Annotated in this window: 20 protein-coding genes; 14 read left to right on the forward strand and 6 right to left on the reverse strand. The window is 67.8% G+C overall.

The window, feature by feature from the left end:
* Nucleotides 1-23 precede the first annotated feature (23 nt).
* A complete protein-coding gene (gene phoB, locus RIC54_RS04300) occupies nucleotides 24-722 on the forward strand; it encodes a phosphate regulon transcriptional regulator PhoB (protein ID WP_350098306.1) in 699 nt (232 codons plus the stop codon).
* A 7-nt stretch (nucleotides 723-729) separates the two neighbouring features.
* On the opposite strand, the gene RIC54_RS04305 is transcribed toward phoB, so the two are convergent.
* From RIC54_RS04305 to RIC54_RS04315, 3 genes are read right to left on the reverse strand one after another with little or no spacing between them, the layout of a single operon-like run.
* Nucleotides 730-1,257 carry an O-acetyl-ADP-ribose deacetylase gene (locus RIC54_RS04305; protein ID WP_350098307.1) on the reverse strand — a complete coding sequence of 176 codons (528 nt, stop codon included), beginning with the start codon at nucleotides 1,255-1,257 and terminating at the stop codon, nucleotides 730-732.
* On the reverse strand, nucleotides 1,254-2,579 hold the full coding sequence (locus RIC54_RS04310; RefSeq protein WP_350098308.1) for an AmpG family muropeptide MFS transporter: 1,326 nt from the start codon (nucleotides 2,577-2,579) through the stop codon (nucleotides 1,254-1,256). Before RIC54_RS04310 ends, RIC54_RS04305 begins: the two co-directional genes overlap by 4 nt.
* A 5-nt stretch (nucleotides 2,580-2,584) precedes the next feature.
* Entirely contained in the window at nucleotides 2,585-3,574 is a 990-nt protein-coding gene (locus RIC54_RS04315) for an adenosine kinase (RefSeq protein ID WP_350098309.1), read from the reverse strand.
* Between the two features lie 196 nt (nucleotides 3,575-3,770).
* Between RIC54_RS04315 and RIC54_RS04320 the strand changes: the two genes are divergently transcribed.
* From RIC54_RS04320 to RIC54_RS04330, 3 genes are all read left to right on the forward strand, one after another.
* Entirely contained in the window at nucleotides 3,771-4,466 is a 696-nt protein-coding gene (locus RIC54_RS04320) for an EI24 domain-containing protein (RefSeq protein WP_350098310.1), read from the forward strand.
* An 81-nt stretch (nucleotides 4,467-4,547) separates the two neighbouring features.
* Complete coding sequence (locus tag RIC54_RS04325; RefSeq protein WP_350098311.1) at nucleotides 4,548-5,216, forward strand: bactofilin family protein; 669 nt, start codon at nucleotides 4,548-4,550, stop codon at nucleotides 5,214-5,216.
* Complete coding sequence (locus tag RIC54_RS04330; protein ID WP_350098312.1) at nucleotides 5,213-5,632, forward strand: hypothetical protein; 420 nt, start codon at nucleotides 5,213-5,215, stop codon at nucleotides 5,630-5,632. The genes RIC54_RS04325 and RIC54_RS04330 overlap by 4 nt, the downstream gene beginning before the upstream one ends.
* 7 nt (nucleotides 5,633-5,639) lie before the next feature.
* On the opposite strand, the gene nth is transcribed toward RIC54_RS04330, so the two are convergent.
* Nucleotides 5,640-6,281: an endonuclease III gene (nth, locus tag RIC54_RS04335; protein ID WP_350098408.1), complete on the reverse strand. Its 642-nt coding sequence runs from the start codon at nucleotides 6,279-6,281 to the stop codon at nucleotides 5,640-5,642.
* Nucleotides 6,282-6,410: 129 nt separating this feature from the next.
* Here nth and RIC54_RS04340 point away from each other — a divergent pair, with 129 nt between their 5' ends.
* A complete protein-coding gene (locus RIC54_RS04340; protein ID WP_350150584.1) occupies nucleotides 6,411-6,986 on the forward strand; it encodes a DUF2244 domain-containing protein in 576 nt (191 codons plus the stop codon).
* 21 nt (nucleotides 6,987-7,007) lie between these two features.
* Here RIC54_RS04340 and hslU read toward each other — a convergent pair whose 3' ends face one another.
* On the reverse strand, nucleotides 7,008-8,321 hold the full coding sequence (hslU, locus tag RIC54_RS04345; RefSeq protein ID WP_350098314.1) for an ATP-dependent protease ATPase subunit HslU: 1,314 nt from the start codon (nucleotides 8,319-8,321) through the stop codon (nucleotides 7,008-7,010).
* Nucleotides 8,318-8,878: an ATP-dependent protease subunit HslV gene (gene hslV, locus RIC54_RS04350; RefSeq protein ID WP_350098315.1), complete on the reverse strand. Its 561-nt coding sequence runs from the start codon at nucleotides 8,876-8,878 to the stop codon at nucleotides 8,318-8,320. The genes hslU and hslV overlap by 4 nt, the downstream gene beginning before the upstream one ends.
* A 197-nt stretch (nucleotides 8,879-9,075) precedes the next feature.
* Between hslV and hisB the strand changes: the two genes are divergently transcribed.
* The 9 genes from hisB (at nucleotide 9,076) to RIC54_RS04395 (ending at nucleotide 16,586) form a co-directional block, all read left to right on the forward strand.
* Entirely contained in the window at nucleotides 9,076-9,681 is a 606-nt protein-coding gene (gene hisB, locus RIC54_RS04355; protein ID WP_350098316.1) for an imidazoleglycerol-phosphate dehydratase HisB, read from the forward strand.
* A gap of 54 nt (nucleotides 9,682-9,735) precedes the next feature.
* Complete coding sequence (gene hisH / locus RIC54_RS04360) at nucleotides 9,736-10,401, forward strand: imidazole glycerol phosphate synthase subunit HisH (protein WP_350098317.1); 666 nt, start codon at nucleotides 9,736-9,738, stop codon at nucleotides 10,399-10,401.
* Nucleotides 10,398-11,021, forward strand: a complete 624-nt coding sequence (locus RIC54_RS04365; RefSeq protein ID WP_350098318.1) for a GNAT family N-acetyltransferase — start codon at nucleotides 10,398-10,400, stop codon at nucleotides 11,019-11,021. Before hisH ends, RIC54_RS04365 begins: the two co-directional genes overlap by 4 nt.
* The gene (hisA, locus tag RIC54_RS04370; RefSeq protein WP_350098319.1) at nucleotides 11,018-11,749 is read left to right on the forward strand and encodes a 1-(5-phosphoribosyl)-5-[(5-phosphoribosylamino)methylideneamino]imidazole-4-carboxamide isomerase; all 732 of its coding nucleotides are present in this window, start codon (nucleotides 11,018-11,020) and stop codon (nucleotides 11,747-11,749) included. Before RIC54_RS04365 ends, hisA begins: the two co-directional genes overlap by 4 nt.
* Complete coding sequence (gene hisF, locus RIC54_RS04375; RefSeq protein WP_350098320.1) at nucleotides 11,749-12,513, forward strand: imidazole glycerol phosphate synthase subunit HisF; 765 nt, start codon at nucleotides 11,749-11,751, stop codon at nucleotides 12,511-12,513. Before hisA ends, hisF begins: the two co-directional genes overlap by 1 nt.
* Entirely contained in the window at nucleotides 12,513-12,863 is a 351-nt protein-coding gene (locus RIC54_RS04380) for a phosphoribosyl-ATP diphosphatase (protein ID WP_350098321.1), read from the forward strand. Before hisF ends, RIC54_RS04380 begins: the two co-directional genes overlap by 1 nt.
* A gap of 4 nt (nucleotides 12,864-12,867) precedes the next feature.
* On the forward strand, nucleotides 12,868-13,236 hold the full coding sequence (locus RIC54_RS04385) for a histidine triad nucleotide-binding protein (protein ID WP_350098322.1): 369 nt from the start codon (nucleotides 12,868-12,870) through the stop codon (nucleotides 13,234-13,236).
* Between the two features lie 202 nt (nucleotides 13,237-13,438).
* Nucleotides 13,439-14,704: a pentapeptide repeat-containing protein gene (locus tag RIC54_RS04390; RefSeq protein WP_350098323.1), complete on the forward strand. Its 1,266-nt coding sequence runs from the start codon at nucleotides 13,439-13,441 to the stop codon at nucleotides 14,702-14,704.
* Between the two features lie 361 nt (nucleotides 14,705-15,065).
* Entirely contained in the window at nucleotides 15,066-16,586 is a 1,521-nt protein-coding gene (locus RIC54_RS04395; protein ID WP_350098324.1) for a YifB family Mg chelatase-like AAA ATPase, read from the forward strand.
* The last annotated feature ends 6 nt before the right edge of the window (nucleotides 16,587-16,592 follow it).

Consider the following 16,592-nt stretch of genomic DNA (forward strand, 5'->3'; position numbering starts at 1 on the left):
TTGCGCCCGCGAGGATGATGACCATGAAGCCATTGATTCTGATCGTCGAGGACGAAGCCCCGATCGTCACGCTGCTGCGCTACAACCTGGAGCGCGAGGGCTTCCGGGTAGCCGACGCCGGGGACGGCGAGGAGGCCCTGCTGGTCGCCGCAGAGCGCAAACCCGACCTGATCTTGCTCGACTGGATGCTGCCGCTGCTGTCCGGCATCGAGGTCTGCCGCCGCCTGCGCCGGATTCCCGACACCAAGAACGTGCCGATCATCATGCTGACGGCGCGCGGCGAGGAGGGCGATCGGGTGCGCGGCCTCAACTCCGGCGCCGACGACTACGTGACCAAGCCGTTCAGCCCGTCGGAGCTGATCGCCCGGGTCCGCGCCGTGCTGCGCCGGGCCCGGCCGTCGACCGAAGACGAGATGCTGCACTACGGCGACCTGCATATGGACCTGGCGGCCCACCGGGTGAAGCGCAGCGAGCGCGACATCCATCTGGGACCGACCGAGTTCCGGCTGCTTCGGCATTTCCTGGAACATCCCGGCCGGGTGTTCTCGCGCGAGCAGCTGCTCGACACGGTGTGGGGGCCGGACGTCTATGTCGAGCCGCGCACCGTCGACGTGCACATCCGCCGGCTGCGCAAGGCGCTGAACGCCGAGCAGGACGACGACGTGATCCGCACGGTCCGCTCGGCCGGCTACGCCCTCGACGCTGCGGGCGCGCTGACCTGACCCGACCCTATCGCGTGAGCTGGGCCAGGCACCGCTGGTAGACGCCAAGCGCCGCCGCGTCGAAGCAGCAGAATGTGACCTGCCGGATGCGGGGTTCGCGGGCAGTCGTTTCGACAACCGTTGCGACGGCAATCCGCGCCGCCGCCTCCATCGGATAGCGATAGACACCGGTGGAAATCGCCGGGAACGCCACAGTTTCCGCGCCGTGATTGGCAGCCAACACCAGGGCATGGCTGTAACATCCGGCGAGCAGCGCCGATTCTCCGCGATCGCCGCCGTGCCACACGGGACCGACCGCGTGTATGACCCAGCGCGCCGGCAGCCTGAACCCTGGTGTGATCCGGGCCTCTCCGGTCGGACATCCGCCGATCGCCCGACATGCACCCAACAGTTCCGGTCCGGCAGCCCGATGGATCGCGCCGTCGACACCGCCACCGCCCAACAGGCTGGAATTGGCAGCGTTAACGATGGCGTCGACCGCGAGCATGGTGATATCGGCCTCGACCGCAACCAGGCGATCTTGCCCGCCGCTCATGCCGGTTTCTCGGACACGGCTTTCGGCGGGAACAGGCGCATCAGCACCAGCAGCAGCAGCAGTCCCGGCACCGCGATCACGGTCGAGGCGATGAAGAACTCGACCCACCCAAGATTCTCAGCCGCCCATCCGGACGGCGAGGCCAGCACGGTGCGGCCGAACGCCATGAATGAGCTCAGCAGCGCGTACTGCGTGGCGGTGAAGGCGACGTTGGTCAGCCGCGACAGGTAGGCGATGAAGGCGGCGGTTCCCATGCCGCCGGTGGCGTTCTCGACGCCGATGGTGACGATCAGCATGCCGACGTCGTTGCCGATAACCGCCTGCGCCGCGAACACCAGGTTGGAAGCGGCCTGCAGCACGCCGCAGATCAGCAGGGCCCACATCAGGCCGAGCCGGCGCACCATCGCCCCGCCGATCAACAGTCCCGCCAGCAGCGCCACCAGGCCGAACACCTTGGTGACCTCGGCGATCTCGGTCTTGGTGAAGCCTACATCGATGTAGAACGGGTTGGTCATCGCCCCGAGGAAGGCGTCGCCGAGCTTGTACAGCAGGATGAACAGCAGGATCAGCAGCGCCCAGGGTCGCCGCAGGAATTCGGCGAACGGCGCCACCACCGCCTCGCGCAGCCACCGCACGACCTTGCCCGCGGCATCCGCCGGGCCGGAAGCCGCAGGCGCGATCGCGTCGCCGGCCACCACGGGCTCTGAGCTGAGCAGGATGGTGACGAGGCCGACCAGCATCAGGCCAGCCATCACCGCGTAGGCCTGGAACCAGCCAAGGGAATCGGCCAGCAGCAACGCACCGGCCCCGGCCGCCAGGATGCCGACCCGGTAGCCGAGCACGTAGGCGGCCGCGCCCGCGCCCTGCTCGGTCTCCTCCAGGGTCTCGATCCGGTAGGCGTCGATGACGATGTCCTGGCTCGCCGAGAAGAACGCCACCAGCACGCCGAACAACGCCATCAGCCATGGGCTCGACAGCGGATTGGTGGTGCCGAGGCCGAGGAGGGTGACGATCAGCGCCAGCTGGGTGGCGACCATCCAGCCACGGCGGCGGCCCAGCAGCCGGGTCAGCGGCGGCAGCGGCAGCCGGTCCATGGCCGGCGCCCACACGAACTTCAGCGTGTAGGGCAGGCCGACCAGGCCGAACAACCCGATCGTCGTCAGGTCGACCCCGACCTCGCGCATCCAGGTGCTCAAGGTCGAGAACGACAGCAGCAAGGGCAGGCCCGAGGAGAAGCCCAGCAACAGGACCACCAGGACCCGACGCCTGAAATACAGCGTGAGCGTATCGCTGACCGCCGTCTTCCAGGCGCTGGTGTCCATCGCCGTCAGCCGAACCGCGCCGCGACCAGCTGCTTCAGGTCCACCTCGGGACGGGCACCGATGTGCGAGATGATCTCGGCGGCGCACAGCCCGCCCAGACGCCCGCAGGTCGCGGCGTCCCGGCCCTGGGTGTAGCCGTACAGGAAGCCGGCGGCGTACAGGTCGCCGGCCCCGGTGGTGTCGACGACCCGCGTCGCCTTCTCGGCATCAAGGATATGGACCTCGTCGCGGTGCACGACGACCGAGCCGCGCTCGCTGCGGGTCAGGGCCGCGGTCTCGACCTCGAAGCGGACCTTCTGCAGGGCTTCGTCGAAGTCCTTCGCCTCGAACAGCGAGACGATCTCCTGCTCGTTGGCGAACAGGATGTCGACGTGGTGGCGCACCAGCTCCAGGAACTCCGCGCGGTGGCGGCCGACGCAGAACGGGTCCGACAGGCTGAGCGCGACCTTACCGCCGGAGTCATGGGCGATCTTGGCTGCCTTAAGGAAGGCTTCCTTGGCCTGCGGCGGATCCCAGAGATAGCCTTCGAGATAGACCACCTGGGCTTCGGAGATCGCGGCCGGATCGACGTCTTCCGGCGTCAGGTTCACGCAGGCGCCGAGATAGGTGTTCATCGAGCGCTGCGCGTCCGGCGTCACCAACACCAGGCAGCGCGCGGTCGGCGGGCCGTCCATGGCCGGCGCCGTATCGAAGCGCACGCCCTGGGCGGTGATGTCGTGACTGAACACCTGGCCGAGGACATCGTCACGGACCTTGCCGACGTAGCCGGCACGGCCACCGAGCGCCGCCAGCCCGGCGGCGGTGTTGCCGGCCGAGCCGCCCGACACCTCGACCCCCGGCGGCATCGCCGCGTACAGCGACTGCGCGCGCTCGGCATCGATCAGCGTCATGGCGCCGCGCTCGACTCCGTGGGTGGTCAGAAACGCCTCGTCGATCCGGGCGATCACGTCGACGATGGCATTGCCGATCGCCACGACATCCAAACTCTTGGGCATGCACTCCTCCAACACTTCAGGCTTGCCGGAGCGGGTATCGTTCGCCCGCTCGGGCGCGGCCAATCTAACGGCACCGGCAGGGAAAGAGAACCCGGGCCACGGAAACGCCAAGACACGAGCCGCCGCGCTTGCAGAGCAATCCCAGCCATGGTTATTCCGCGGGACACGTGGCACCGGCGACGCATCGGAGGTTCGGGTGTTCCAGTCCATCGCCAAGACCTTGGGCCAGTTGAGCGACCCGCGGCTGCGCGGCGTGCTGGTGACCGCCATGCTGGCCACGCTGGCGCTGATCGTCCTCATCTCGGTGGTGGTCGGCGCCGGGATCGACGCCCTGCAGGCCACCGGCATCGCGTGGCTCGACGGGCTGCTCGGCGTCGTCGGCGCGGTCGGGGCCGTGATTCTCGCCTTCCTGTTCTTTCCGGGCATGGTGCAAGTGATCAGCGGCCTGTTCGCCGACCGGGTCGCCGAGGCGGTCGAGGCCCGGCACTATCCGGACCTGGGCCCGGCGCGTGACCAGTTGGTAACGGAGATCGTCGCCGACGCCTTGCGGTTCGCCGGGGTCTCGATCGGACTGAATCTGCTGGCCCTGCCGCTCTACCTGATTCCAGGGGTCAATCTGGTCCTGTTCTACGGATTGAACGGTTATCTGCTCGGACGCGAGTACGCCGAGATGGTCGCGACCCGGCGCATGGACCGGGCAGCGGTGAAAGCGTTTCGACAGCAAAATCAAGGCGCTCTGTTCGCCGGCGGCGTGATGATCGCCGTGGTCGCTACGATTCCGATCCTCAATCTTGCGACCCCGGTCCTGGCCACCGCCCTGGCCCTGCACGAGCACGAGCGGCTGCGACGGCAAGGAGCGGGCCATCAGGAAATATCAGCGATCCGTCATTGACCTGTTGCGATTCTGCACCAATCGAGGATAATAGCTGTGTTCCAGGGAGTTAGGGTGACGGGTTTCCATAGGAGATAAACAATGTTCGGGCGTCGCAAACCCATCGAATCCCCAACGCGCAACGATCCTTCGGGATCGACCGGTTGGACATCCGATAACCCGTCAGGCGACACCAAGGGCCCGACCCTGGTGTCCAGCAATGCTCCGCCGGTATCCGACGGCACACCCGACAGCACTTCCCCGGACAACGCGAAAGGCGCCACCATGTCGACCCAGCCTTCTTCGAAGCCCTCGACCGGCAGCTACGTGCCCGAGATCCCGCGTCGAGCGGCGGCCGACCACCTTCCCAGCAGCCAGCCCCGGCGGCCAACCCCGCGCTCGAACATTGAGAGCAAGCGGCTCCTGGTCGGCAAGGACATCTCGCTGTCCGGCGAGATCACCGCGTGCGACGTGCTGGTGGTCGAGGGAACGGTCGAGGCGACACTGGAGCAGAGCCAGATGCTGGAAGTGACCGATTCCGGAACCTTCCGCGGCAAGGTGCAGATCGAGGAGGCGGTGATCGCCGGCCTGTTCGAGGGCACGCTGACCGCCCGCGAGAAGTTGACCGTCAAGGGCACCGGGCGGATTATCGGAACGGTGCGGTTTGGCCAGCTTGAGGTTGAACTGGGCGGCGTGATCAAGGGCGATACCGGTCCGCTCGAGGAAACCACCGCGGAAGTCAAAGACATCAAGACGACGGGGACCGAATGACCCGACCACTCGGCGTGCTGACGGCAGGGATTGCAGCGCTGGCACTCGCCGGGTGTGTGACCGCGACCGGTCCGGGAGCGCCAGACGCTTCCCGGGCTGCCGTCGCAGCGGCCGGAACCCCGGCGCACGCGCCGGTTTCGGAAGCCGAGCGCGATCCGAACCGCCTGCGGACGCTCGGTCCGGACTCGGTCGCCCACCTGATCGGCATGCCGCATTATGTCCGCCGCGAAGGCGGTGCCACGGTCTGGCAGTATCACGCCGGCGGGTGCGTCATGGATCTGTTCTGGTACCCGGCGGCCGGCGGCCTCCACCTCGTCCACTATGAAGTGCGGGGTGTCCGGTTGGCCGGTACCGCCGAGGCCAGGACCTGTTTCGGCGACCTGCTGGCCAGCCAGCGCCACGACGTCACAAGCTGATTGCCGGCTACGTGACGGCCGGGGTCTTGTCCGGGTAGTTGCAGAACGCCCGGGAAACGCAGCGCCAGCATTCCGGCTTGCGGGCCTTGCAGACATAGCGGCCATGCAGAATCAGCCAGTGGTGGGCGTGCTGCATGTAATGCGCCGGCACACGCTTGAGCAGCGCCTGTTCCACCGCAAGCGGGGTCTTCCCCGACGCCATGCCGGTTCGGTTGGCCAATCGGAACAGGTGGGTATCGACCGCGATCGTCGGTTCGCCGAACGCGATGTTCAAGACCACGTTGGCGGTCTTGCGACCGACGCCCGGAAGCGCTTCCAAGGCGGCGCGATCCCGCGGAACCTCGCCGCCATGCTCCTCGATCAGTCTGGCCGACAGGGCGATCACGTTCTTGGCCTTGGCGTTGAACAGGCCGATGGTCTTAATGCACTGGCGCACCCCCTCTTCGCCGAGGGCCAGCATCTTCTGCGGGGTGTCGGCAATCGGAAACAGCCGCCGGGTCGCCTTGTTCACCCCGACATCGGTTGCCTGTGCCGACAGCACCACCGCGACCAGGAGCGTGAACGGGCTGGTCCAGTCCAGTTCCCCTTCCGGCTCGGGATTCGACAGCGCCAGGGCGGCGAAGAACCCCTCCACCGCGGCGTTGGTCATGCGTCGGGTCATGCTGGGTGTCTCGTGCCTGTGGAGCCGGGAGCCGAAGGATCGTGCCGGTCGGAACCATAGCAGAGTTCGACGCCGCCGACCGACGGCACAGTGTCACTCCAGGATCCCGCAATGCCTTTGACCGGCGTCGGCAACCGTCCCATATCTGCACCCATGAGCGCGCCGATCGTCCCTGCAACCGATGGCCATGCCCCGTCGCACGACAACGCGGCCTCCCTGCTGAACGTCGTCATGTATCCGCACCGCAGCCTCAGTTCCTCCGGCTTCATGGTTCTGATGGCCGCGCTCTGCGGATGCTCGTTCATCGTCGGCATGGTGTTCTTCCTCAGCGGGGCGTGGCCGGTCGTCGGCTTCCTCGGCCTCGACGTCCTGGTGGTCTACGTCGCGTTCCGGATGAACTACCGTGCCGGGCGCGCCTACGAGACCATAACCCTCACCCCGGCGACCCTCGAGGTCACCCAGGTCGATCCGCGCGGCCGCAGCCGCCGCTATCGCTTTCAGCCCTACTGGCTGGCGGTCGAGTTGGACGATCCGCCGCGCCGAGCCAGCCGCCTGACGCTGCGTTCGCACGGCCGAAGCCTGGAGATCGCCCGCTTCCTGAACGCGCAAGAAAAAGCTGAACTGGCCCGCACGCTGCGCCAGGCAATCCACCAGGGCCGGCAACCCGTGAGCGCGATCAGCACCGACCGATAGGTCGCCGCAACATCCGGTCCGTCAGAGAATGAATCGGCTGAGATCGGCGTTCTTGGCTAGTTCGCCGACGCGGGTCCGCACCAGGTCGGCGTCGATCACGATCGACTCGCCGGTGCGGTCGGACGCCGTGAAGCTGATTTCCTCAAGCAGCTTCTCCAGCACCGTGTGCAGGCGCCGGGCGCCGATGTTCTCGACCGTCCGGTTGATCTCCACCGCCAGATCGGCCAGCGCGTCGATGGCGTCCTCGGCGAACTCCAGCGTCACCCCCTCGGTGCCGAGCAGGGCGGTGTACTGGGTGACCAGGCTGGCCTCCGGCTCGGTCAGGATGCGTCGGAAATCGTTGCGGGTCAGGGCCTGCAGCTCGACCCGGATCGGCAACCGGCCCTGCAGTTCGGGCAGCAGGTCCGACGGCTTGGCGGTGTGGAACGCCCCCGAAGCGATGAACAGCACGAAGTCGGTCTTCACCGGCCCGTGCTTGGTGGCAACCGTCGTGCCCTCGATCAGCGGCAGAAGGTCGCGCTGCACTCCCTCGCGGCTGACGTCACCGCCGCCCCGCTGCTCCGACCGGGCGATCTTGTCGATCTCGTCCAGGAACACGATGCCGTTCTGTTCGACCGCTTCGATGGCGTTGCGCGTGACCAGTTCCTGGTCCAGCAGCTTGTCGGCCTCCTCCTTGACCAGCAGGTCGTAGGAGTCGGCCACCGACATCCGACGCTTGCGCTTCTGGCCGCCGAACGCCTTGCCGAGCATCTCGCTCAGATCGACCATGCCCATCTGGGCGCCGGGCATCCCCGGCAACTCGAAGGTCGGCATCCCCGGCGATCCACCGCCGCCGGTCAGCTCGATCTCGATCTCGCGTTCGGCGAGCGCGCCTTCACGCAGCATCTTGCGGAACTTCTGGCGGGTCTCGGCGCTGGCGTTGTTGCCGACCAGCGCATCGATCACCCGCTCCTCGGCCGCCAGTTCGGCCTTGGCGTGGACCTCGCGGCGCATGCGCTCGCGCGTCATGCCGATCGACACTTCGACCAGATCGCGCACGATCGACTCCACGTCGCGTCCGACATAGCCGACCTCGGTGAACTTGGTCGCCTCGATCTTGATGAACGGCGCCTCGGCCAGCCGGGCCAGACGACGGGCGATCTCGGTCTTGCCGACGCCCGTCGGGCCGATCATCAGGATGTTCTTCGGCAGGATCTCCTGGCGCAGCGCCTCCGGCAGCTGCCGGCGGCGCCAGCGGTTGCGCAGGGCGATGGCGACGGCACGCTTGGCGTCGTTCTGGCCGATGATGAACCGGTCAAGCTCGGAGACGATTTCGCGGGGGGAAAATGCGGTCATAGGGACTCTAGGGTAACCCGGTCGTTGGTGTAGATGCAGATTTCGGCGGCAATCGCCATCGAGCGCCGGGCAATCGCCTCGGCGTCCATGTCAGGCCGGTCGGCCAAGGCGCGGGCGGCCGACAGCGCGAACGCCCCGCCGGAGCCGATGCCGATCAGGCCGTCCTCCGGCTCCAGCACGTCGCCGGTTCCCGACAGGATCAGCGAGACCTCGGGATCGACCACCGCCATCATCGCCTCTAGCCGGCGCAGATAGCGGTCGGTGCGCCAATCCTTGGCCAGTTCGACGCAGGCCCGCATCAGCTGGTCCGGATGCTGCTCAAGCTTGGCCTCGAGCCGCTCGAACAGGGTGAAGGCGTCGGCCGTGGCCCCGGCGAAACCGGCAATCACCTGGCCGCCGGCCAGGCGGCGCACCTTGCGGGCGCCGGCCTTCATCACGGTGTTGCCGAAGGTCACCTGGCCGTCGCCGGCCACCACCACCCGGCCGTCCTTGCGCACCGACAGGATCGTCGTGCCGTGCCAGGTCATGCTGTGTCGGTTGTCTGAGGAATCGGTCATCACGGTCCATGGGACGGGCGTTGAGGCGTCCGCGGAATGTAAGGATCGGACGGCCGGGATCAAGCTCGGTCGTCGTCGACCACCCGGCAGCCCTCGGTAAACTGGCCGGAAACACCTCCCAAACGCTGGCGCCGCGCGTCCGACGCTGATAAACGTCCGCCGACTTCTCCACAAGGAGATCGGCCGAGGAGACCGGCATGAGCCAGGCCCGCACAGCGACCGTCGAGCGGAACACCGCCGAGACCCGGATTTCCGGCACCGTCAACCTGGATGGTACCGGCGTCTATGACGTGAAGACCGGCATCGGCTTCCTTGACCACATGCTCGAGCAGCTGTCGCGGCATTCGCTGATCGACCTGACCCTGCGGGCCGAGGGCGACCTGCACATCGACTTCCACCACACCACCGAGGACTCCGGCTATGTGGTCGGCGCCGCGGTGGCGCGCGCGCTTGGGGAACGCAAGGGCATCGCCCGCTACGGCTCGTGCCTGCTGCCGATGGACGAGGCGCTGACCCGGGTGGCGCTCGACCTGTCCGGCCGGCCCTACCTGTCCTGGGACGTGGCGATGCCGACCCAGAAGCTCGGCGACATGGACACCGAGCTGTTCAAGGAGTGGTTCCGCGCGTTTGCCCAGGCCGCCGGCGCCACCCTGCACGTCGACAGCCTGAAGGGCGAGAACACCCATCATATCGTCGAGACCTGCTACAAGGGCTTGGCGCGCGCCCTGCGGGCAGCGGTCGAGATCGACCCGCGCAAGGCGGACGCCGTGCCGTCCACCAAGGGCGCATTGCGCAGCGACTGACTGGCAACGACCAGATCCCGTCCCGTATCCGGGACGACGAACCAGGCGATCACGATGAGCATCACGGCGATCATCGATTACGGCTCGGGCAATCTGCGGTCGGCCGCCAACGCGTTCGAGCGGGCGGCCCGCGAGTCCGGGGCCCATACCCGGATCACGGTAACCGACGACCCGAAAGCCGTGCGCACCGCCGATCGCATCGTGCTGCCCGGTGTCGGGGCGTTCGCCGAATGCCGACGCGGCCTGCACGCGGTCGATGGCATGGTCGAGGCACTGACGACGCGGGTTCTGGGAGACGGGGTCCCGTTCATCGGCATCTGCGTCGGCATGCAGCTGATGGCGAAGGCCGGATACGAGCATGTGACGTCCGACGGCCTGGGCTGGGTCGACGGTGACGTTGAGATCATACGGCCCGCGCCGGAGCCGGACGGCCGGATGCGCAAGATTCCGCACATGGGTTGGAACGAGTTGCGCCTGGAATCGGTTGGCAGCGCACACCCCGTGCTTGCCGGGATCTCCGATGGCGATCACGCCTATTTCGTTCATTCCTACGCAATGACCATGCACGATGCCTCGCAACGTCTCGCATCCGTCGACTATGGCGGGCCGGTGACCGCCGTGGTGGCGCGCGACAACCTGATCGGCACGCAGTTCCACCCTGAGAAGAGCCAGGCGACGGGACTGCGGCTGATCGCCAATTTCCTCGGATGGCGGCCATGACGGACGGAACCGACAAGGATGTGCCCAGGGCCGGCCGGCCGCCGGAGCCGGCCGTGCCGCCGGTACCGACGGTCGAGCAGGCGGAGGCGCTGAACAGCAACGATCTGCACGACCTGTGCGACGCCGCCGAGGCGGCGATCCGCGACGGCGGCGGATTCGGCTGGCTGCAGCCGCCGCCGCGCCACACCCTGGAAGCCTATTGGAAGGGCGTGTTGCTGATCCCGGAACGGGTGCTGTTCGTTGCCCGGCTGGACGGGGTGATCGCCGGCTCCTGCCAGATCCACAAGCCGCCGCGCAACAACGAGGCGCAGGGCTTCGCCTGCAACCTGACCACCAACTTCCTGGCGCCCTGGTCGCGCGGCCATGGCCTGGCGCGGCAGCTGATCGAGATCGCCGAACGCTACGCCCGGGACGCCGGGTTCCGGGTGCTGAACCTGGACGTGCGCGAAACCCAGCGCGCCGCCATCAGGCTGTACGAGACCCTCGGCTACGCCAAGTTCGGCGAGCATCCCTACTATGCGTTCGCCAACAACCGCTATGTGCGCGGCTATTTCTACTACAAGGACCTGGCGCCGCTGGCGCCGGAGGCCAACCCGGCACCCCAGGAGAAGCCGTCGTGATCCTGTATCCCGCGATCGACCTCAAGGGTGGGCAGTGCGTGCGCCTGCTGCGCGGCGAGATGGCTGCCGCCACCGTCTACAACGACGATCCGGCCGCCCAGGCGCGTGCGTTCCGCGACGCCGGCTGTGCGTGGGTCCACGTGGTCGACCTGGATGGCGCCTTTGCCGGACGCCCAGTCAACGGCGACGCGGTCCGCTCGATCCTGGCCGCCGTCGACGTGCCGGTGCAGCTCGGCGGCGGCATCCGCGACCGCGCCGGCATCGAGGCCTGGCTGGAGGCCGGGGTTTCCCGCGTCGTGCTGGGAACCGTGGCCTTGCGCGACCCGGAACTGGTGATCGCGGCGTGCCGCGCGCATCCCGGCGCGATCGCCGTCGGCATTGACGCCCGCGGCGGCAAGGTCGCGGTGGAAGGCTGGGCCGAGACCGCCGAGATCACCGCCGAGGACCTGGCCCTGAAGTTCGAGGACGCCGGGGTGGCAGCGATCGTGTTCACCGACATCGACCGCGACGGCGCCCTGCAGGGCCCCAACCTGGCGGCAACGGCAGCGCTGGCGCGCAGTCTGTCGACCCCGGTGATCGCCTCTGGCGGGGTGGCGTCGCTGGACGACCTGAAGGCCATTGCCGGGCTGGCCGGCGACGGTGTGGCCGGCGCGATCGTCGGCCGGGCGCTGTATGACGGCCGGGTCGACGCCGCGGAGGCCGCCCGCGTGCTGGCCGAGGCCGCGTGATGCTGAAGATCCGTGTCATCCCCTGCCTGGACGTCAAGGACGGCCGCGTCGTCAAGGGCGTCAACTTCGTCGACCTGGTGGACGCCGGGGACCCGGTGGAGCAGGCCGCGCTGTACGACGCCGAGGGCGCCGACGAGCTGTGCTTCCTCGACATCACCGCCAGCCATGAGAACCGCGACACCATTTTCGACGTGGTCGGCCGCACCGCCGCGCGATGCTTCATGCCGCTGACCGTCGGCGGCGGGGTCCGCACGGTCGATGACATCCGCAAGCTGCTGCTGGCCGGCGCCGACAAGGTGTCGATCAACACTGCGGCGGTGAAGAACCCGGATTTCGTGCGCGAGGCCGCGCTGAAGTTCGGCAGCCAGTGCATCACCGTGGCGGTCGACGCCAAGCAGACGGCGCCCGGCCGCTTCGAGATCTTCACCCATGGCGGCCGCGAAGCCACCGGCCTCGACGCCGTCGAATGGGCGCGGCGCATGGCGGAATACGGCGCCGGGGAGATCCTGCTGACCTCGATGGACCGCGACGGCACCAAGCAGGGCTTCAACCTGCCGCTGACCCGCGCCATCGCCGACGCGGTACCGGTACCGGTGATCGCCTCGGGCGGAGTCGGTACCCTCGACCATCTGGTCGAAGGGGTTCTGGAGGGTCACGCCAGCGCCGTCCTGGCCGCCTCGATCTTCCACTTCGGTACCTACCGGATCTCCGAAGCGAAGGCGACGCTGGCCGCCGCCGGCATCCCGGTGCGCGGGGGCCGCTGATGACGACCGGCAACCCGACCGAGCACATCCTCGATCGTCTGGCCGAGACCGTGGCGGCTCGGCGCGGCAGCGATCCTTCCTCCAGCTATACCGCCAAGCTGCTGGCCGCCGGCCCGGTCAAGGCGGCCCAGAAGGTCGGCGAGGAGGCGGTCGAGACCGTCATCGAGGCGGCACGCGGCAACCTCGACGGCCTGGCGTCGGAGAGCGCCGATCTGCTGTACCATCTGACCGTGCTGTGGGCGGCTGCCGGGCTGGACCCGGCCCGGGTCTGGGCCGAACTGGAACGGCGCGAAGGCACTTCCGGCCTCGCCGAGAAGGCGTCGCGGACCACACCGAGCAAGGAGGGCTGAGGCCATGACCTATGATCCGAACAACATCTTCGCCCGGATCCTGCGCGGCGAGATTCCCAACAAGACCGCCTATGAGGACGAGTACGCGCTGGCCTTTCACGACATCAACCCGCAGACCCCGACCCACGTGCTGGTGATCCCCAAGGGTGCCTACGTCTCGTTCGCCGACTTCTCCGCCAAGGCCAGCGACGCCGAGGTTCTCGGATTCTTCCGCGCGGTCGGCAAGGTGGCGAAGGATCTGGGGGCGGACGAGCCCGGCTACCGGATCCTGGCGAACCACGGCCGCGACGCGCACCAGGAGGTTCCGCACTTCCACGTGCACATCTTCGCCGGCACCAATCTCGGCCGGATGATCAAGCCGGCCGATCGATAAATCGTCCATCCCGGCCCGGCCAAATGCTGATGATATTTTAGGCAAATCCCACAAACCTTTGATATCATTGACGTTTTAGATATTTGTCCACATACTCACGTATGGATTGGCCACGATCGCCACTGGTCGTGGCTGCCGGAGACCCGCGACACAACATGTGGCGGGTGACACGGGACGCGCAAAACGCGCGGGTGGGGACGCGATGAAACCAGCTCAGGATCTCGACTGGGACGTGGCCGAGGCTGTGCGCCGCCACGGCCTGTACCTCAAGGAGTACACCGGGGGCCAGCAGGCCGATTTCCGACACAAGATCCTGCGCGGCACCATGCTGGCGGCCGTCGACCTGCGGCAGGCGCTGTTCGCCGGCGCCGACCTGCGCGGTTCCGTGTTCGCCGGCGGGCACCTTGAGCGCGCCCAGTTCTCGACCGCCCGGCTGGAGCAGGTCGACTTCGCGGGTGCCAAGCTGATGGGCGCCAATCTGCGCGGAGCCAACCTCAAGGGCGCCAAGCTGATGGCCGCCGACCTTACCGACGCCGACCTGCGCCCAGCCAAGATCGTCGACATGAACCGGACGATCGAGCAGTCGGCCAATCTGCACAAGGCGGACGTGTCGAACGCCCAGTTCGTGCGGACCAACCTGTCCGGCGCCAACATGTCCGCCATCATCGCGGTCGGCACGGCGTTTCAGTCCGCCATGCTGCGCAACGTCAACCTGAGCCGTGCCGACCTGTCGAGGAGTTCGTTCAAGGGTTCCGACCTGCGTGGCTCGAACCTGCGCGGCGTCAACTTCGCCGACGCGGTGCTGACCGACACCGACCTGACCGGGTCCGACCTGCGGTCGTGCAACCTCGACGGCGCCGACCTGTCCGGCGCCGACCTGACATCCTGCATGATTGCCACCGGGCTGGAGAACGCTGCCCCCGACATCCAGCAGAAGGTGGTCGAGCATTTCGCCTGGATCAGTTCGGGCGGCAAGAAGGGCGCGCGCGCCTCGTTCAAGGGGCTGGATCTCTCGGGCATCGACCTGTCCGGCGCGGACCTCTCGGCCGCCGACTTCTCCGGAGCCAAGCTTGACGACGCAATCCTCAAGCAGTGCTCGTTCCGGTTCGCCGACCTGTCGGAAGCCACGCTGGAGCGGGCTGATCTGGCGCGCAGCGATCTGCGCGGCGCCCGCCTGAAGGCCGCCCGCCTGGACGGAGCGACGCTAACCCATGCCCGGCTGACGCCGATGCAGATCCTGAACCCGGCCACCCTGGATGTGCTGCGGGAGTGGCCGGCCGATCTGACCGGCGCCTCGCTTGCCGGAGCCAGGGCCGACAAGGCCGATTTCTCGGGCGCCATCCTGTGCGGAGCCGTCCTGGACCGCGCCGACCTCACCCATGCCAGCCTGGCGGGCGCGGACCTCCGCGACTGCTCGCTGGAGGGCGTGGCGGGTCTGGCGCCGTCGGTGTCGAGCGCCGCCGAGTAGATTGGCCGCCGTCGCGCCGATCTTGAATCAGAATACTCTTATATTTCAACAAAATACTGTGTTTTTCGTATACTTTACGTAAATCCATTTAGGGTGTGAATCGTCTTTCTATTAAAGTTTAGTATCAGTTTAAATATATTCTGTATCATATTGATTGAATTAACTTTAATGGACTTCCTCAGATTCGACTTAAACTTTGGCCGTTTTGGATGCTTTCGCTGAACATGAGGAACGCCTCGTAACTCCATGATCTTGTGGAAATACCTTCCCTCTGAATCGACCGCGTGCGTGATGCGATGCGCCGAATTCCTTCCCACCGCCGCCCATAGCCGCCGTACCGTTCACCGGCAGGGAGGTGGGGATGCCCGCCCGCGTGGCCACCGTCGCGTTCCGCGGCATCGAGACCTTGGAAGTCGACGTCCAGGTGCATGTCGGCGGCGGCGGCTGGCCCGGCATCTACGTGGTCGGCCTGCCCGACAAGGCGGTCGGCGAAAGCCGTGAGCGGGTACACGCCGCCCTGTCGGCCCTCGGCCTGGCAATCCCGCAGAAGCGCATCGTGGTCAACCTGGCGCCGGCCGACCTCCCGAAGGAAGGCAGCCACTTCGACCTCGCCATCGCGCTTGCCATCCTGCTGGCCCTCGGCGCGCTGTCGGTCGAGGATCTGGTGGACCGGGTGGTCATGGGCGAGCTGGCGCTGGACGGGCGCATCACCCCGGTGGCCGGCGTGCTGCCGGCGGCGATCGCGGCCGTCGGCGCCGGGCGCCGCGGGCTGATCTGCCCGGAAGCCAACGGGCCGGAAGCGCGTTGGGCCGACGCGCTGGAGATCATCGCCGCCCCGGACCTGTTGTCGCTGCTGAACCACCTGCGCGGCATCCAGGTCCTGCCGGAACCGCCGCGCGCCAACGCCGGGCCGGAACCGCGCTATCCCGACCTGCGCGACATCAAGGGTCAGGAGACCAGCAAACGCGCCCTGGAGGTGGCGGCTGCCGGATCGCACTCGCTGCTGATGATCGGCCCGCCCGGTGCCGGTAAGTCGATGATGGCGGCGCGCCTGCCGGGACTGCTGCCCGCTCTCACCCCGGCCGAGGCGCTGGAAACCTCGATGATTCGATCGATCGCCGGCGAGCTGAAGGGTGGCCGAATCGACCGCGCCCGGCCGTTCCGCACACCACATCACTCCAGCTCGATGCCGGCGCTGATCGGCGGCGGCAGCCGGGCCAAGCCGGGCGAGGTGTCGCTGGCCCATCGGGGCGTGCTGTTCCTCGACGAACTCGCCGAGTTCCCCCGGCCGGTGCTTGATGCGCTGCGCCAGCCGATCGAAACCGGCGAGGCGGTGATCGCCCGGGCCAACCACCACGTGACCTACCCGGCACGCTTCCAGCTGATCGCCGCCATGAACCCATGCCGTTGCGGCCATCTGGCCGATCCGTCGCGCAGCTGCGGGCGGGCGCCGCGCTGCGCCCAGGACTATCAGAGCCGCCTGTCCGGCCCCCTGCTCGACCGCTTCGACCTGACGGTGCAGGTGCCGGCGGTATCGGCCGCTGACCTGTCGCTGCCGCCGCCGGCCGAGGGAACCGCCGAGGTCGCCGGCCGCATCGCGGCGGCCCGCGCGCTGCAGGTCGACCGCTACCGCCGCCTCGACCCGGCCGGCACCACCCTGACCAACGCCGAGGCCGACGGCGAGATCCTGGCGGCGGTGGCCGAGCCCGACCCCGCCGGCCTCGACCTGCTGCGCCTCGCCGCCGAACGCCTGAAACTGTCGGCCCGCGGCTACCACCGGGTCCTGCGGGTGGCCCGCACCCTCGCGGACCTTGACGGCGCCGACAGCGTTACACGCATCCACGTCGCCGAGGCTCTGGGCTACCGTACCGGCGGGGCGTGACCAACG

The organism is Thalassobaculum sp., assembly GCF_040219215.1.
Classification (GTDB): Bacteria; Pseudomonadota; Alphaproteobacteria; order Thalassobaculales; family Thalassobaculaceae; genus Thalassobaculum_A.

Excerpts from the sequence above, each read along its gene's own strand:
- phoB (WP_350098306.1), top strand. The coding sequence starts at position 24 with ATGAAGCCATTGATTCTGATCGTCGAGGACGAAGCCCCGATCGTCACG.
- RIC54_RS04305 (WP_350098307.1), bottom strand. The coding sequence starts at position 1,257 with ATGAGCGGCGGGCAAGATCGCCTGGTTGCGGTCGAGGCCGATATCACC.
- RIC54_RS04310 (WP_350098308.1), bottom strand. The coding sequence starts at position 2,579 with ATGGACACCAGCGCCTGGAAGACGGCGGTCAGCGATACGCTCACGCTG.
- RIC54_RS04315 (WP_350098309.1), bottom strand. The coding sequence starts at position 3,574 with ATGCCCAAGAGTTTGGATGTCGTGGCGATCGGCAATGCCATCGTCGAC.
- RIC54_RS04325 (WP_350098311.1), top strand. The coding sequence starts at position 4,548 with ATGTTCGGGCGTCGCAAACCCATCGAATCCCCAACGCGCAACGATCCT.
- RIC54_RS04330 (WP_350098312.1), top strand. The coding sequence starts at position 5,213 with ATGACCCGACCACTCGGCGTGCTGACGGCAGGGATTGCAGCGCTGGCA.
- nth (WP_350098408.1), bottom strand. The coding sequence starts at position 6,281 with ATGACCAACGCCGCGGTGGAGGGGTTCTTCGCCGCCCTGGCGCTGTCG.
- hslU (WP_350098314.1), bottom strand. The coding sequence starts at position 8,321 with ATGACCGCATTTTCCCCCCGCGAAATCGTCTCCGAGCTTGACCGGTTC.
- hslV (WP_350098315.1), bottom strand. The coding sequence starts at position 8,878 with ATGACCGATTCCTCAGACAACCGACACAGCATGACCTGGCACGGCACG.
- hisB (WP_350098316.1), top strand. The coding sequence starts at position 9,076 with ATGAGCCAGGCCCGCACAGCGACCGTCGAGCGGAACACCGCCGAGACC.
- hisH (WP_350098317.1), top strand. The coding sequence starts at position 9,736 with ATGAGCATCACGGCGATCATCGATTACGGCTCGGGCAATCTGCGGTCG.
- RIC54_RS04365 (WP_350098318.1), top strand. The coding sequence starts at position 10,398 with ATGACGGACGGAACCGACAAGGATGTGCCCAGGGCCGGCCGGCCGCCG.
- hisF (WP_350098320.1), top strand. The coding sequence starts at position 11,749 with ATGCTGAAGATCCGTGTCATCCCCTGCCTGGACGTCAAGGACGGCCGC.
- RIC54_RS04380 (WP_350098321.1), top strand. The coding sequence starts at position 12,513 with ATGACGACCGGCAACCCGACCGAGCACATCCTCGATCGTCTGGCCGAG.
- RIC54_RS04385 (WP_350098322.1), top strand. The coding sequence starts at position 12,868 with ATGACCTATGATCCGAACAACATCTTCGCCCGGATCCTGCGCGGCGAG.
- RIC54_RS04390 (WP_350098323.1), top strand. The coding sequence starts at position 13,439 with ATGAAACCAGCTCAGGATCTCGACTGGGACGTGGCCGAGGCTGTGCGC.
- RIC54_RS04395 (WP_350098324.1), top strand. The coding sequence starts at position 15,066 with ATGCCCGCCCGCGTGGCCACCGTCGCGTTCCGCGGCATCGAGACCTTG.